At 44.2% G+C, this 16087-nt stretch carries 13 protein-coding genes; 9 read left to right on the top strand and 4 right to left on the bottom strand.

Going from position 1 to position 16087, the window contains the following annotated elements:
• Nucleotides 1-945, top strand: coding sequence for an ABC transporter permease (locus SRRS_RS20915; RefSeq protein WP_371363262.1), 945 nt, complete (start codon nucleotides 1-3; stop codon nucleotides 943-945).
• A gap of 380 nt (nucleotides 946-1325) precedes the next feature.
• On the opposite strand, the gene SRRS_RS20910 is transcribed toward SRRS_RS20915, so the two are convergent.
• Nucleotides 1326-2465 carry a M20/M25/M40 family metallo-hydrolase gene (locus SRRS_RS20910; RefSeq protein ID WP_371363260.1) on the bottom strand — a complete coding sequence of 380 codons (1140 nt, stop codon included), beginning with the start codon at nucleotides 2463-2465 and terminating at the stop codon, nucleotides 1326-1328.
• Nucleotides 2466-2651: 186 nt separating this feature from the next.
• Nucleotides 2652-3701 carry a low specificity L-threonine aldolase gene (locus SRRS_RS20905; RefSeq protein WP_371363259.1) on the bottom strand — a complete coding sequence of 350 codons (1050 nt, stop codon included), beginning with the start codon at nucleotides 3699-3701 and terminating at the stop codon, nucleotides 2652-2654.
• Between the two features lie 455 nt (nucleotides 3702-4156).
• On the opposite strand from SRRS_RS20905, the gene SRRS_RS20900 reads away from it, so the two are divergent.
• The 3 genes from SRRS_RS20900 to mutY all read left to right on the top strand — a co-directional run bounded on the left by SRRS_RS20900 (nucleotide 4157) and on the right by mutY (nucleotide 8430).
• Nucleotides 4157-6055 (top strand): sigma 54-interacting transcriptional regulator, encoded by a 1899-nt coding sequence (locus SRRS_RS20900; RefSeq protein ID WP_371363258.1) that lies wholly within the window; start codon nucleotides 4157-4159, stop codon nucleotides 6053-6055.
• 60 nt (nucleotides 6056-6115) lie between these two features.
• Entirely contained in the window at nucleotides 6116-7285 is a 1170-nt protein-coding gene (locus SRRS_RS20895) for a M24 family metallopeptidase (RefSeq protein WP_371363257.1), read from the top strand.
• A 98-nt stretch (nucleotides 7286-7383) separates the two neighbouring features.
• Nucleotides 7384-8430, top strand: a complete 1047-nt coding sequence (gene mutY, locus SRRS_RS20890) for an A/G-specific adenine glycosylase (RefSeq protein ID WP_371363256.1) — start codon at nucleotides 7384-7386, stop codon at nucleotides 8428-8430.
• A gap of 19 nt (nucleotides 8431-8449) precedes the next feature.
• On the opposite strand, the gene SRRS_RS20885 is transcribed toward mutY, so the two are convergent.
• Nucleotides 8450-9112 (bottom strand): superoxide dismutase, encoded by a 663-nt coding sequence (locus SRRS_RS20885; RefSeq protein ID WP_371363255.1) that lies wholly within the window; start codon nucleotides 9110-9112, stop codon nucleotides 8450-8452.
• Nucleotides 9113-9238: 126 nt separating this feature from the next.
• Here SRRS_RS20885 and SRRS_RS20880 point away from each other — a divergent pair, with 126 nt between their 5' ends.
• Nucleotides 9239-9637 carry a thioesterase family protein gene (locus SRRS_RS20880; RefSeq protein ID WP_371363253.1) on the top strand — a complete coding sequence of 133 codons (399 nt, stop codon included), beginning with the start codon at nucleotides 9239-9241 and terminating at the stop codon, nucleotides 9635-9637.
• A gap of 111 nt (nucleotides 9638-9748) precedes the next feature.
• Here the strand turns inward: SRRS_RS20880 and SRRS_RS20875 are convergent, their stop codons facing one another.
• Complete coding sequence (locus SRRS_RS20875; protein WP_371363251.1) at nucleotides 9749-11491, bottom strand: ABC transporter ATP-binding protein; 1743 nt, start codon at nucleotides 11489-11491, stop codon at nucleotides 9749-9751.
• Between the two features lie 413 nt (nucleotides 11492-11904).
• On the opposite strand from SRRS_RS20875, the gene SRRS_RS20870 reads away from it, so the two are divergent.
• The 4 genes from SRRS_RS20870 to SRRS_RS20855 all read left to right on the top strand — a co-directional run bounded on the left by SRRS_RS20870 (nucleotide 11905) and on the right by SRRS_RS20855 (nucleotide 16000).
• Complete coding sequence (locus SRRS_RS20870; RefSeq protein WP_371363249.1) at nucleotides 11905-12267, top strand: carbohydrate-binding protein; 363 nt, start codon at nucleotides 11905-11907, stop codon at nucleotides 12265-12267.
• Nucleotides 12268-12486: 219 nt separating this feature from the next.
• Nucleotides 12487-13281, top strand: a complete 795-nt coding sequence (locus SRRS_RS20865; protein WP_371363247.1) for a xanthine dehydrogenase family protein subunit M — start codon at nucleotides 12487-12489, stop codon at nucleotides 13279-13281.
• On the top strand, nucleotides 13272-13727 hold the full coding sequence (locus tag SRRS_RS20860; protein WP_371363245.1) for a (2Fe-2S)-binding protein: 456 nt from the start codon (nucleotides 13272-13274) through the stop codon (nucleotides 13725-13727). The genes SRRS_RS20865 and SRRS_RS20860 overlap by 10 nt, the downstream gene beginning before the upstream one ends.
• Nucleotides 13724-16000 carry a xanthine dehydrogenase family protein molybdopterin-binding subunit gene (locus tag SRRS_RS20855; protein ID WP_371363244.1) on the top strand — a complete coding sequence of 759 codons (2277 nt, stop codon included), beginning with the start codon at nucleotides 13724-13726 and terminating at the stop codon, nucleotides 15998-16000. Before SRRS_RS20860 ends, SRRS_RS20855 begins: the two co-directional genes overlap by 4 nt.
• Nucleotides 16001-16087 lie beyond the last annotated feature (87 nt).

The raw sequence follows: 16087 nt of genomic DNA, 5'->3' as shown, positions 1-16087 counted from the left end.
GTGTGGCAGGTTTTTCAGCAAATTTCGCCGTATGCAATTGCGTTTGCCATTCCCTTACTTATCACTGCGATTGGTGGTTTGTATTCCGAACGGAGCGGGGTGGTTAATATCGGGTTGGAAGGCCTGATGGTTATGGGCTCTTTTGCAGCAGCGATAACAGTAGCGGTTTTGCAGCCGGTTATGCATAGCCAAGCTCTTTGGATAGGCCTTGTAGTGGCAATAGTGGCAGGTGCACTATTTTCCCTTTTACATGCCTTTGCCAGTATTAGCTTACATGCCGATCAAGTAATCAGCGGGACCGCTATCAATATGATTGCCGGTGCAATTACCGTTTTTATTGCCCGCAATGTAACAGGCAGCGGCAACATTCAGATTAATCCTTTTGCCAGGTTTGACATACCTGTGCTTAGTGACTTACCGGTGGTAGGTAAATTGTTATTTTCCAATACTTACGCAACAACCTGGCTTACTCTGTTACTTTTGGCGATTGCCTATTTTGTCTTATATAAGACGGTCTTTGGGCTTCGTCTTAGAGCTTGTGGAGAACATCCACAGGCAGTTGCTTCGGCCGGGGTCAATGTTCAATTCATCCGTTACCTGGCGGTCAGTATTTCGGGTGCATGTGCGGGGCTGGGCGGCGCCATTATCTTGACTACTTATTCGGGTGAGTTTAACGGAACGGTATTTGGCTTAGGTTTTTTAGCCTTGGCAGCATTGATTTTTGGACAATGGAAGCCGCTTGGTATTTTGGGGGCTACCTTCTTTTTTGGTTATGCCAGCACCATAGCCACCTCTGCGCAAGCTATCCCGGCTTTGTCGCATATACCCGGCGTAGCGCTGAAAACTTTCCCGTATATTGTAACCCTGCTGGTACTTGTCATATTTTCGAAAACATCGCAAGCACCGCGGGCATCGGGTCAACCTTTTGAGCAAGGAAAACGGTAAAAAAATCGAGCCCTACTCCATATTCATTGTCTTGTCTGCACAGCGGACATGGATAAAGCAGCAGGAGTCTCAGGTTCGGTTTTCCGCAAACTGCACAGAAGGAGAAAATAAAAAAGAAATAGCCGCTCCCACCCCATGGTTTGCGGCTATTTCATAATAGCGTAATCAGGGCTAACCGTTTTCCGGTTAGGCAGTCTATGGGCTGACGTGTGTCGAGCACGTCAGTCCTTTTCTTATATTATACCCATAGATTGTAAAATATGCAATCAGTCAATGAGAAAACAGGAGAATTAGGATAATTTAATGATTCAAGTTTATCGCTGCGGCAAATAACAAAGATATTGAGCATTGATAGAATATAGTTCAAAGACTGCAATGAGTCAGAGAACCGTCCCCTGACTCACGGCTGTTTGTCTGACAATAGCAATTACCCAATTAACTGTTTGTAGTAAGTCTGTTACCTTTATGTATTCCTCTGTGGTATGAATCTTAGACATTCCTGTACTCAGCGCTGTTGTTGGTATGCCGCAGGTATTGAAAAAGTTAGCATCAGTGCCGCCGCCGCTTTCCTCAAGTCTGGGTGTGAGACCGATACTTGCTGCTGCCTGGAAAGCCAGTGTGACCAGGCGGGATTCTTTGTTTAACACATAGGATTCATAAGATCTGGTTACTGTGACTTCCGCCCGGGCTTCGTTGGCGGCGGCTACCCGCTCAAATGTTTCGCAAATTTGTTTAGTCTGGGCTGCCGCCTTTTCCGGGTTCCGGCTACGCACCTCACACAAAAGCTCCACTTTGTCAGGTACGATATTTGTTGTTTCGCCTCCTTTAATATATCCGACGTTTGCCGTCGTTTCATGGTCGATCCGCCCATCTCTCAGTTCTGCCAGCGCTTTCCCGGCAACGATAATGGCGTTAACTCCCTCCTCGGGTGACACTCCGGCATGGGCAGCTCTGCCGTGGATAACGACATGCAGTTTGTTCTTACCAGGTGTTTTAATGATGATTTTTCCTGGTTCGCCGCTAGAATCGAGCACATAACTAAAATCTGCCTTTAAAAGCGACCGGTCCATATTTTTTGCACCATTCCCGCCGTTTTCTTCGGCAACTGTAAAAATTATCTGAATATCACCGTGAGGTACATCATTTTCGGTTATTACCCGTAAAGCTTCCATGATACTTACTATGCCTGATTTATCATCGGCACCGAGAATGGTTGTCCCATCAGAAGTAATCACACCGTCAGCCGTAACCTGCGGATTGATTCCGCGGCAAGGTTCAACACAGTCCATGTGTGCGCTTAGCAATAAAACTGGCGCATCTGAAACCGTTCCCCGCAAATAAGCCAAAATATTGCCACAGTTGCCGCCTATTTTCGTACCGGCATCGTCCTCCATAACTACAAGTCCTAAAGCGGTCAACCGTGATTTCAGTATGTCAGCAATCTCTCGTTCTGCTCGATTTGAGCAAGGTATTCGTACTAATTCAAGAAATTCTGCCAGCATTCTAGTTTGATCGATCATTTGATATAATCCTCCTGTGTATTGAGTTTTTTACCGATAATAAAAGAGTAAGGTCCCAATTACATTAACCAATTAACCAGCATAGCACCCGTCATTGGAATTGCCGACCTTTTAACTACGGCAAAAGGAGACACGCCCCTCATGCCGGAAGCAACAATAATGGCGGCCAAAATAGATAACCATGTATTAGAACTTGTCTTGTTGAAAATCGTTTGTTAATTTATATAAAGAGTTGATGGTATAATCAATATCACTGCGAGATATGTCATTGTGGGTAACCATCCGTATCTTGTGTCTTCCAAACGCAAGCGCCTTGATTTTATATAGAGCTAGTTTTTTTACATACTCGGCGGCTTCAATTTTTAAAGGTGAAATATCGAATATAACAATGTTGGTTTTAACGTTGGTAATAGCAAGGTTTAAATTTGTGCTAGCGATAGCTTCACCTAGCATGCGAGCATGAAGATGGTCCTCGTTTAGGCGGTTTACCATTGTTTTTAAAGCAACAATTCCGGCAGCCGCAATAATACCTGCTTTTCGCATCCCTCCTCCTAAAAGCCGGCGATAGCGGCGCGCCTGCTGGATAAAAGCGCCGGTTCCCACTAAAACGGAACCAACTGGCGCACATAGCCCTTTTGACAAGCATAGCTGCATTGAATCCGCGTACTGCGCCAGTTCAGCCACCGTGACATCTTGGGCAATTGCGGCGTTAAAGATTCTGGCGCCGTCAATATGAATAGGCAAAGAGTGTTGATTTGCCAGTTCTCTTATAGCTGCCAATTCAATTGGGGTATAAAATGTACCGCCAGCTTGCGCATGAGTATTCTCAATAGTAATAAGTGAGGTGCATGGGGCATTCATTTTTTTCCTGCGAATCGCTGGCTCAATTAGTTCCGGAGATAGTTTTCCATTTATACCTATTACCGGGTATGGCTGTGCGCCTGCAAGAGCTCCGATTCCCCCCGTTTCCGAGCCGAATATGTGTGAGGTAGCTTCGCAAATGATCTCATCGCATTTTTTGGTGTGTACCATAGCGGCTATCTGATTTCCCTGAGTTCCACTGGTGACAAATAATCCGGCCTCCTTTCCTGTCATTTGTGCAGCCAGTTCTTCCAGTGCTTTTACGGTAGGGTCTTCGCCATAACCATCATCTCCCACTGCTGCTTGAAACATAGCCCTTCGCATCACTGTGGTCGGTTGGGTAACAGTATCACTACGCAAGTCAATAATCTTCATTTTCTGACCTCCATCTTTGAATAGAACAAATAGTAAGCAAATATGATGCCAAGATAATTTGTAGTGAAAAAAATAAGAAAAAAGACTGGCTCGATGTCCAGTCTTTTATAGTCCTGTAGGAAAGTATAACTTTCCGCCTGGATAAGGGCAACATCGGCTTCCGCTTTCGCCAAAGGCTCGGCGCAAGCCGTGTTTTCTTTATGATTACGTAGAATTATCGCGCTTATATCCGCAAATAAGACAACTTTTTTTGGCAACTGTGATAACAAAGTAATCATTAAATGTCTTGTTGCGTGAAACGCAACGAGACGTTCGTGCAACATGGCATCGGGATAATTCAGATAATATAGAAAATCTATGATACAATTGAAGTAATATACGGCTCTTTTACAAAATTTGCTACCTTCTTTTAATAAACAGAGTAAGGTTTTTTATATTATAAGGAGAGATGGAAGATGTTGAAGCAAATAGGATTTGTTGCACCAAACGAAAAAATGGCTATAATTGCGAAAAGAATATTTGCGAAATATGGAGATGAGGTTCTAGTTGAAACCGGATCAATCGATATTGGCGTGGAAGTAGCAGAATCTTTAATTAAAAACGGAGTCAAAGTTGTAATTTCCAGGGGCGGTATTGCCCAACTTATCAGGAAAAGGTTGAAAATACCGGTAATTGAAGTGCCCATAACCGTTGAGGATATAGCTGAAGCTATACTTGAAGCGAGTACGGCAGGCAAAGCGATCGCACTGGTAGGATTCAATAACTTATTCAGAGGACTAAAATTATTGAATCCACTACTGAACATTAACTTCGAACAAGTTTTTATCAGGAGCCATGAAGAAATAGAATCAGAAATAATAAAGTTAAAGCAGAAAGGTATAGATGTAATAATTGGTGGAGAATATCAGTGCAAAATTGCCGATGAGCAGCAGTTAAAATCAGTTTTATTGAAATCGGGCTCTAAGGCCATATACCATGCCTATCAAGAAGCAAAAGCCATTCTGGATACAATGATGTATGAACGACAGAAAACTGAAGAGATACGGGCTATACTGGATTATACTAGAGCTGGATATGTGGCCATTAATAAAAAGGGCGAAATAACATTAATCAATCCGGCTGCCTTGAAACTAAATCCATATTCTAACGGCGAAGTGCTTGGTAAACCTTTGCAGGAAGTATATCCAGGCTTAATGAGCTTGATGGATGTATTAACTAGTGGCAAAGAGCACTTTCAAGAAATTATATCAATTGGAACTGCGAATGTCCTTTGTGATCAGATAGCGCTACTATCGGATCAAGAAGTAATAGGAGCCGTGGCAGTTTTTCAAGATATCGATGCTGTTCAGGAAGCAGAGCACAAGATAAGAAATAATTTTTTAGCAAAAGGTTGGTACGCCAACTATAGATTAAACGACATCAAAGGGGAAAGTCCGGCAATTAAAAAGAGTATACAATTTGCTAAAATGTTTTCCGGCACGGATTCAACAGTATTAATAACAGGTGAGTCTGGTGTGGGTAAAGAACTATTTGCCCAAGGGATTCACAACATGAGCAAAAGAAAGAATGGACCATTCGTTGGGGTAAACTGTGCTTCTTTACCGGAAAGTATTTTAGAAAGCGAGTTGTTTGGCTATCAGGAAGGCGCGTTTACCGGTGCAAAGAAATCAGGTAAACCCGGGTTGTTTGAAATTGCTCATAACGGGACCATCTTTTTGGATGAAATAAGCGAAATACCACTAACATTACAGGGGCGTCTGTTAAGAGTACTAGAAGAAAAAAGAGTAATGCGCCTGGGGAGCGACAAGATAATACCTATTGATACCAGAATAATTGCTGCATCGAATCGAAATTTAGCAACCTTAGTTGCCGAAAAAAAGCTCCGTGAAGATCTATATTTCAGGCTTAATGTTTTAAGACTTCACATACCACCGCTAAGAGAACGAAAAGAAGATATTTTTCCGCTTGCAAGTTACTTTTTAGAGAAAAGTATAAAAGATAAGGAAATTGTATTTACTGAATCAGCTATTGAGGCGTTGTGTGAGTACGTATGGCCTGGAAATATTCGTGAACTACGAAATTTAATAGAAAGAGTAGCCATTATGTCAGTTTTGGAACCTGTTGTCAGTGAAAAAGACATTCAGAATTTTCTCAAGGAAAATGAACCGCTGTTAACGTGCTCTACTAATAATAGCTTTTTTTCCAAACCCAAAATCAATATAACTAAAGAAGAAATCGCTAAGTCTATGCGGATTGCAGCTGGAAACAAAGAACAGGCTGCCAGAATTCTCGGAATCCATAGGAGTACACTATGGCGTTGGCTGAAAAAACACCAAATTGATGTGGAGTTGTAAGTTATAGGATGTCACAGCATTTTTTAAAGAAAGTTGTACATGGGGAGGAGCCGCTTAATCATGTCAAATTTATGGAAAGAAGAACCATTATATTACGCTGGTGATGAATTGCACGCCGCAAAACAAGCAAAAATACAAGCGGCTATAGAAAAAAATGATTTAGAGGGGATATTATTTATCAAATCGGAAGCAGTCCGCTATGTTACGGATTTTTATGTCAAGGGTTATAGGCCGTTTTTCGAACCAGAATATCTGGCTTTTATTCCAAAGCACAAAAAACCGGTTGTAGGATATACTTCGGGAAGTGATACCTATCGGATACAAATACGTTCAGATATAGAAGATCATCGGAAACTTCCTGAATTTAATAAATGGCCAGGTGAGATTGGGAAAATTCTTAAGGACTACGGAGTGACGTCAGGTAGAATAGGCACTGATTTGTTACCGTTTCATCTACATTATGAGATTATTAAGGAATTACCCAAAGTAAAATTTGTTGATATATCAGACCTGTGGATTGATCTTACAGCTGTTAAGCATCCGGTTGAAATTGGACATATAAAAAGAGCGGTTGAAATAACTGAGGTTGGTCTTAGCGCGGCATTTGATTTTATAAAACCAGGTGTAAGAGAGTATGAAGTTGCGGCTTGGGCCGAATATAATATGAGAAAACACGGCAGTGAAATGACACCGTTTATTACGAATGTTGCGTCAGGAGTAAATAGTGCAATATTTGAGCGCCTATCGACGGATAAGATAATTAGAAATGGAGAAATGGTCATTCTTGATATAGGTTGTTTATGGAGAGGTTATACCGGAGATCTCGGCCGTACTGTATGTGTTGATAGCCCTACAAAGGAACAGAAAAACATATATCGGGTTACGTATTTAGCTTTGCAGGAAGCGATTAAAGCAATAAAACCTGGAGTCACCTGCGGGTATGTGGATGCTGTGGCACGAAGAGTTATAAAAGAAGAAGGATATGAGCCTTATGAAAATCAATTTGCTACAGGGCATCAAATAGGCTATGGCCTTCATGGCCAACCTAGCATTAACCGTAATGTTGAATATGTGTTAAAGCCGGGGATGATAATGGCTCTTGAATCGAGAGTTACTATTTATGATAAACCGGAAATCGGAGGTTCGCACCTCGAAGATATAGTTATGGTTACAGAAACCGGTTATGAGAAAATTAGCAAACTATGCTATGATGAAATACTGTTAAAGTAATTTAAAATGAAGTTTTTGCGTTATATCTATCACACCCTGTTAAAGGGAACTGCTACAGAATATAAAAACTGTTGTTAGAAATACGAAAGGAAAATGCTATGACTCTATCCACTCAGTTGTTGAATTGGTATTATGAAAACGCCCGGGATTTGCCTTGGCGTAAAGATAAAGATGCATACAAAATTTGGGTCTCGGAGATTATGCTGCAGCAAACACGGGTAGAAGCAGTAAAGGACTATTATCAGCGGTGGATTGAGCGGTTTCCGACGCTGGAGGTTTTGGCTGAAGCGTCAGAACAGGAAGTACTAAAATATTGGCAGGGGTTAGGCTATTATACCCGGGCGCGTAACTTGCTGGCCGGTGTAAGGGAAGTTTGTGCAACTTACGGCGGAGAAATGCCGAATGACGAAAGAACCATACAAAGGCTGCCCGGGGTAGGTGAGTATACGGCAGGAGCTATCGCCAGTATTGCCTATGATCGAAGAACGCCCGCTATTGACGGCAATGTCCTGCGAATTTTCAGCCGGTTGTTTTGTCTGGATGGCGATATAACCAAACAGGCAACCAAACGGGAAGTTGATCATTTGGTTCGGCAGCATATGCCATATAACTGTCCGGGAGATTTTAATCAGGCGCTCATGGATCTGGGAGCTACCGTTTGCATCCCCCGAAATCCCCGCTGCCAAATGTGCCCTCTAGCCAATTTGTGCGAAGGTTATGCCAGAGAAGTTCAGGATACTTTGCCTGTGCGGCCGGTCAAGAAGGAACCGTTGCTAATACATTTGGCTGCCGGTCTTGTATTGAGGGATGGACAGTATCTGGTGCGACGGCGGCCGGAAAGGGGATTGCTGGCGGGAATGTGGGAATTTCCTACCGTAGAACTGACAGAAAAAAGGTTTGCAGTTGAAAGCCTTAAGGAAGGACTGCAAAATGAGTTTGGTCAGGAAGCTACGGTAGGGAAAAGAGAATTTCACTATATCCACACGTTCAGCCACCGGAAATGGGATATTTCTTTTTATCATTGCCAGTGGTTTGCCGGCAGTGAACTGCTAGAAGGCGTTCGCTGGTTAAGTTCCACCGAAGGCAATCCGCTGCCTTGGGCTGGTCCTCACCACAAAGTTGCTCTTGCTTTGGGGCTTGCCTGAAAGAAAAATAGTATCTGCATTACATGGTAAGAATTAACGGTAGTTTACCTCGAATAGCCAAGGTCAGCCTATTTTCGACTTCGTTCCAATTAATTAACTCCAAAATTTTGCGAACATATGCCTCGCGATTATATTGATAATCCAGATAATAAGCATGTTCCCACACGTCGATAACCAGTATAGGAATGGATCCCCACTGGGTAAGATTTTGGTGTTTTTCTGCAATTAATATTTCTAAACTATTCCAGGCTGGATTCCAGGCCAAGATTCCCCAGCCAGATGCTTCAACTTTGATCGTAGCCGCGACTAACTGGCTTAGAAAAGCATCAAAACTTCCAAATCGTCTCCTAATTTCTTTTACGGTATTTGGTCCCGGTTCACCTCCGCATTCCCGCGGCGCCAGTATCGTCCAATAGATACTATGCAATATATGACCGGAACCATTGAAGGCCAATTCGTTTTCCCAGTATTTAATGAAAGTAAAGTCGTCTGCTTCCCGCGCTGCCGCTAAGGATACCTCTGCTTTGTTAAGACCATCCACATAAGCTTTGTGATGATGATCGTGATGTAGTCTAAGGGTATCTTCGCTGATAATTGGTTCAAGCGCATCGTAGGGATAGGGCAATGGCGGCAACTGGTGTTTGCCAATAGGAACCCGTTTGCCTGCTGATTTTTGTAACACTTTTACATCCTCCTGAATATCTAGTATTTACTATAGAATATTCAAACGGTGGAGAGGGGTTACTGGCAGGAATAATGAAAGGTGATGGACAAATACTAATGAATACTAATTTAAAGGAGAGTCAGCATGGAATACAATCTACGCATCGGTATGAAAGCCGAAAAAACAGAACTGGTTACCAACGACAACACCGCAATGAAATACGGTAGTGGCGGAGTAGCAGTATATGCGACACCTGCAATGGTAGGACTTATGGAAGGTACTTGCCTGGCAGCCGTTGACCCACACTTGCCGGAAGGTATGGCAACAGTAGGAACTAACCTTAACATCAAGCACCTGGCGGCAACTCCTGTGGGCATGCGGGTTCGAGCTGCTGCTGAGCTTACCGAAATTGCCGGAAAGAAGCTGAGCTTCACCGTTAAAGCTTATGATGACAAGGAGCTAATCGGCGAAGGTACTCATGAGCGATACATCATTGATCTTGAAAAATTCCTGCAAAAAAACGAAGCAAAAAAGAATTCGTAAAAGATATTTTACATAAGCCAAGAACAAATAAAAAAACAAGCCCCCGATACTGGATATTCTAAAGAAATCCACTATCAGGGGCTTTTATCTGTTTTAATACCAGTTACTATCTCAGGGGCTTTCCTTGGTTTCTGGAGTAGAATCCTTGAATTGCGACTCGTAAAGCCGTGCATAACACCCGCTCTGGGCCAGTAATTCTGTATGAGATCCTTCTTCCATGATGCCTTCGTCAGTTAAAACTACAATTCGGTCGGCATCCCGAATGGTTGCCAGACGATGGGCGATAATCAGGGTGGTTCGGTTTTCTGCCAGCTTCGTCAATGCCTGTTGAATGATTTTTTCTGTTTCATTATCCAAAGCGGATGTAGCTTCATCCAGGATAAGAATAGGGGGATTCTTTAAAAAGATACGGGCAATAGCAAGTCTTTGCTTTTGTCCACCCGATAGTTTAACGCCCCTTTCCCCGATGAAAGTGTCATAGCCATCTTCCAAACTTAGGATAAACTCATGGGCGTGCGCCAATTTAGCAGCAGTAATAATTTCCTCTTCGGTAGCGCCGATTTTTCCATAGGCGATATTTTCCCGGATGGTATCAGAAAATAAAAATACGTCCTGCTGCACAATCCCGATATTTTCCCGCAGGGATTTTTGTGTGACCATGCGGATATCTGTGCCGTCCAGGGTGATTTTTCCTTGGTCAACTTCGTAAAAGCGGGGGATTAAACTGCAAAGTGTTGTTTTGCCGCCACCTGACGGCCCGACAAAAGCTACTGTTTCGCCAGCGTTGATGGCCAGGTTAATTCCTTCCAGCACATTGCCGTGATTGTTGTAGCTAAAGGTAACATTGTCAAATACGATGTTGCCGGTTACCTTCTGCAAAGTTCGAGCATTCGGCGCATCGACAATATCTGGTTCGATATCCATGATCTCAATAAACCGCCTAAAGCCGGCCATGCCTTTCTGATACATATCTGTAAGAAAAGTAATCTTGCGAATGGGCTGCAAAAAAATTCCAACATAAAGCAAAAAACCGATCAATTCCCCTACAGTAAGACGCCCGTAAAAGATGAGTGCGCCACCGGCAATGAGGACTGCCAGATTAATTACATTAGTAAATAGGGTAATACCACTATAAAACCTGGCCATAATTTTCAAAGCCCGCCGGCGTGTGTTCAGGAAGCCGGTGTTGCCCCGTTCGAATTTTTCCTGTTCGTATAATTCGTTGGCGAATGACTTTACCACCCGGATGCCGGATATACTGTCTTCGACCTGCGCGTTAATGTCGGCAATTTTTAGCCGGACTTCCCGGTAAACACTTTTCATTTCCCGGTTGCGAACGATGGTAAACCATAGCATGAACGGCACTAGGGCAAAAGTAATCAAGGCAAGTTCCCAGTTTAGATAAAGCAGAATGATTAGCGTCCCCAGCATGGTAACAACCACAAGGAATGCGTCTTCCGGCCCGTGATGCGCAAACTCGGAGATCTCGGTCAAATCATTGACAATCCGGGACATGATATGACCGGTCTTGGTATTATCGAAGTAGCGGAATGTCAGCTTCTGGACATGATCGAACAGAGTGCGCCGCATGTCGAACTCCATCTTGGCTCCCAGCACATGCCCCAAATAGTCAACAATATAATTTAAAACATAGCTGACCAAATATATACCAAGCAGTGCTGCGCCTGCCCAGAGCAGCAGCTTCACATCTCCGGCAGGTAAGATTTTATCGATTACATTACGGACAGCTAGTGGAAAGACCAGATCCAGCATTGCTATGATCAGGGCACAGCTGAAATCCAATACAAATAAAGGTAAATGCGGCCGATAATAAGATATAAACCGTTTAATCAAATTCTCTCCTCCTTCTTGTAAAAAAAGGAAAAGACCGTCCCGCATAATGTATTATGCGTACAGCCCCCTTAATACTAAAAACAAATGCCGCACCAACAGCGCGGCATTTTATCGACTATATAGTTGTCATGTGAAAGTTAAAATGCAGCCGGTTATGTGGGATGTTCTTAAAACCAAAAGAACAAATGGTTTGTAGAGGTGCAATATTCAGTTGCTGTCATTTTACTATTTTGTTTACGCATAGTTTATACACCTCGACATTAACATTTTATTCCAACATTTTTATTATAATCCAGCGGCGCTATATAAGTCAACCCTCCTTGTTTCCTTATAAACTCTATCCAAAATTTGTGCTGATAAAAAAATTGAGAACTGTGTAATACTAATCGTATCAATGGATAGGAGGATGACTAATGATTACTGCTGTTAATAATGATACAAAATATCAGCCTTATGCTGCTAGTGGCGTTTACTTAAAACCGGTCATGCCTTCGCATTTAGATACACTAATTATCAAATATAATGGAGTACTAGTTGGTTCTGGGGCAGATACAATTTATGCACATATTGGTTTTGGGCAAAATTGGACCCATATCGCAGAGTTAAAGATGCAAAAGAATATGAGTAGTTTCGAGTTATCTTTCGATATGCCAATTCCTGCTGACTGTATCAATCTTTGTTTCAGAGATAGCGCAGATAATTGGGATAATAATAGCGGCCGAAACTATACTTACACCATTGAGCTTGATGCGCATTATGGCGGAATAAATGTGTGAGACGAGGGATGGATAAGAGTCTCTCGTAGTTACAAAGCAAGATGAACATAAAACCAGACAGACCGTCTTTTCTGTAAAACGAAAAGACGGCCTGTCTGGTTTTTTATACAGCATGAGTCTTTAACTCGAAAAAATAGGTTTTCATCGGCAAGCCTATATGATATAATACGAACTATAATTTTTAAAATCAACCGAACGTTCGGGAAGGAAGATAATGAAATGTTCAGAATGCTTGCTGTGGCGCAGCCGGATACGGTGGCGGAAGCTTATAAAATACTGACAGCAAAAAGGTTTAATACAGTGCTTGGCGGTTGCGCCTGGCTGCGGATGGGATCTTTGGCCATCCCTACCGGTGTGGATTTGTCCAAGCTTAATTTAACATATATCAATGATTGTGCGGATACTATTGAAATTGGCGCTATGGTTACTTTGCGCGCAATAGAGAAAAGCCGGGCGCTTGCCGAATATGGTAACGGGATATTGCCACAGGCCGTTAGTAATATTATCGGTGTGCAGTTTCGTAATGTGGCTACTGTAGGTGGGTCTGTATTCGCGCGGTTTGGTTTTTCGGATGTGATAACCGCGCTGCTGGCGCTCGATGCAGAAGTAGAACTATATAAAGGCGGACGTATGAGTTTGGCTGACTTTTTGGATAAACCGCGGGCCAAAGACCTACTGATTAAAGTAGTTATTCCTAAAACTGAGCGTACGGCTGCTTACCAGGCTTTGCGCAATTCAGCAAGTGATTTTCCTATCTTGAATGTGGCTGTTTCCAGACTGGACGCCGAGTGGAAAATAGTTGTCGGCGCCCGGCCGGCGGTAGCCAAGTTAGCTGTTGATGCGGCTAAACTATTGACAGACGGAGTTACCCCGGAAGCGATAGAAAACGCCGCTCAGGCGGCAGCCGCAGAATTGTCTTTTGGTGATAATATGCGGGCTTCGGCGAAGTACCGGCAAGAGATGTGCAAAGTACTGGTCGGACGAGCCATTGCGGAGGTGGCGGCATGCAAATAGATGTAGTTATTAATCACAAACTTGTCACGTTAGAGGTTGCATCGGATGACTTTCTAGTGGATACGTTGCGAAAATACGGGCTGTATAGTGTGCGGCGGGGCTGCGACACGGCTTGCTGCGGGCTGTGTACTATCTGGCTTGACGGCAAACCGGCACTGTCTTGTTCGACCTTGTCGTTTAAAGCGCAAGGACGGCATATTACAACCATTGAGGGACTGGCCGGCGAGGCCGAGGAGTTTGCCAAATTCATGGCTGCCGAGGGCGCTGACCAATGTGGGTACTGCAGTCCGGGCTTTATACTCACTGTTCTCGCTATGAAACGGGAACTCATTAATCCCACTGAAGCAGAGATTACTCATTACTTAACAGGCAACTTGTGTCGCTGTACCGGGTATCAGGGACAGCTCCGGGCGGTAAAAAAATACCTGGGGGTAACAGCAAAATGAAATATGTAGGCAAAGGTATTGCTAAAACAGATGCTATTGCCATAAGCACCGGCAAACCGGTATATACCGAGGATATAGCGCCAGCTGATGCGCTGGTAGTGAAGATTTTACGAAGTCCTCACGCATTTGCCCGGATTAAAAAAATTGACACAACTAAGGCTTATGGTGTTAAAGGTGTAGAATGTATTCTTACCTATAAAGATGTGCCCAAAGTACGATTTACACTGGCCGGCCAGTCGTATCCTGAGCCATCTCCATATGACAGGCTTATTCTTGACCGCATTGTCCGCTATGTTGGCGACGAGGTAGCCATAGTAGCTGCTGTCGACGAAAAAGCAGCGGCTGCGGCTATGAAGTTAATTAAAGTTGATTATGAAGTTTTTCAACCGGTGATTAATTTTGAACAAGCGATTGGTCACCCGTCAGTAGTTCATCCGGAAGAAGACCTTACTTGCAATTTCCCTATCGGCATGGACAAAGATCGCAATATCTGTTCTTCTCACAAGGTTGAGGTAGGTGATGTCGAACAGGAACTTCAAAACTGTGATGTTGTTATTGAAGAAACCTACTATACGCAGGCGCAGGCGCAAGCCATGATGGAAACCTACCGAGCCTTTACCTATCTTGATCATACCGGACGTCTGGTTGTTGTCAGTTCCACCCAAGTCCCCTTCCATATTCGCAGGCATGTTGCCCGGGCCTTGGAATTGCCGGCCAGCAAAGTGCGGGTTATCAAACCACGGATTGGCGGCGGTTTCGGCGGCAAACAGACAGGTTCGGGCGAGGTGTTTACCGGCTTGGTGACACGTAAGACCGGTAAGCCGGCCATGCTTATCTATACCCGTACTGAAACTTTTAGCACGACAACCAGCCGTCACGCTATGCGGCTAAAAGTTAGAATAGGTGCCGACAAAGAAGGCTTCATCCGCGCTCTCGATATAGAAAATTTATCAGATACCGGCGCATACGGCGAACATGCGCCTACCACTTTCTCGGTATGCGGTGATAAGACGCTGCCTTTGTATAACAAAACCAGGGCCATACGTTATCACGGCCATGCTGTATATACCAACAAAATGCCGGCCGGGGCGCTCAGAGGCTACGGTGCTACCCAAGGCACTTTTGCGCTGGAGTCGGCCGTTAATCAGCTGGCGGCTAAGCTCAATATGGATCCGGCTGAGCTGAGACTTAAGAATCTGATAAGAGAAGGCGAAACCTGCCTTGCTTATAACGGGAAGAAACTGGGTAGTTCGGCGCTGGACCGTTGTATTGAAAAAGGTAAGGAGCTTATCGGCTGGCAGGATAAATACCCCCGCCGGCAAATGCCGAACGGAAAAATCCGGGCTGTTGGCATGGCTGTAACTATGCAGGGGTCGGGGATTGCCGGCATTGACACTGCTTCAATCGAAATCCGCCTTAATGAAGCCGGTGAGTATACCCTGCTGACAGGCTCGACCGATATGGGAACAGGCAGTGATACCGTATTGGCGCAGATTGCCGCCGAGGTGCTTACTGTTGAACCTGAGGAAATTGTCGTGCACGCTGCCGACACTGATATTTCCCCGTATGATCCCGGCTCGTACGCCTCGAGTACTGCTTATGTTACCGGTATGGCAACCTTGCAGGCGGCTGAAGATTTAAAGCAGCAGATTATTGCTCAGGCAGCCAAATTCTTGGAAACAGAGCCGGAACAGATTAATTTTGACGGGGAAACACTGACGACACTTGACGGCAGTAGGTCGATGGCATTGGACAAGCTGGCAGAACTATCGGTGTTAGGTGCAGGCAAGAAGCAGCTTGTAGGCAATGCTACCTGTGGGTCACCCGTATCGCCGCCGCCGTTCATTGCCGGGTTTGCCAAGGTTGAAGTTGATCCGGAGACCGGCAGCGTTGATCTGATTGATTATGTTGCTGTAGTTGATTGTGGCACTGTGCTTAACGCCAATTTGGCCAAAATCCAGGTGGAGGGCGGTATTGCCCAGGGAATTGGCATGGCGCTATATGAGGATGTCCGTTACAACGAATATGGCAAAATGCAGACAAATTCCTTCATGCAGTACAAAATCCCCTGCCGGAAAGATGTGGGCAAAATTACAGTAGCCTTTGAGGCTAGCTATGAGCCCACTGGCCCGTTTGGTGCCAAATCCATTGGCGAGGTAGTTATCAATACACCGCCGCCGGCCATCGCCCATGCTGTCTATAATGCGGTAGGGGTCAGCGTAACGGCTTTGCCGATTACGCCGGAAAAAATATTCATGGGAAGTAAAAATTAACCTGTTTGGCAAAGCCGCTTACTGGCGTTGAGATATATTTTAAGGAGAGTATAAGGAGGAGAAATTGTGCAAAACAATCAACTGAAA

Source organism: Sporomusa rhizae (assembly GCF_041428845.1).
GTDB lineage: Bacteria > Bacillota > Negativicutes > Sporomusales > Sporomusaceae > Sporomusa > Sporomusa rhizae.
Note: the sequence above shows the minus strand (reverse complement) of the source record. Positions and strands in the feature narration are given on the sequence as shown.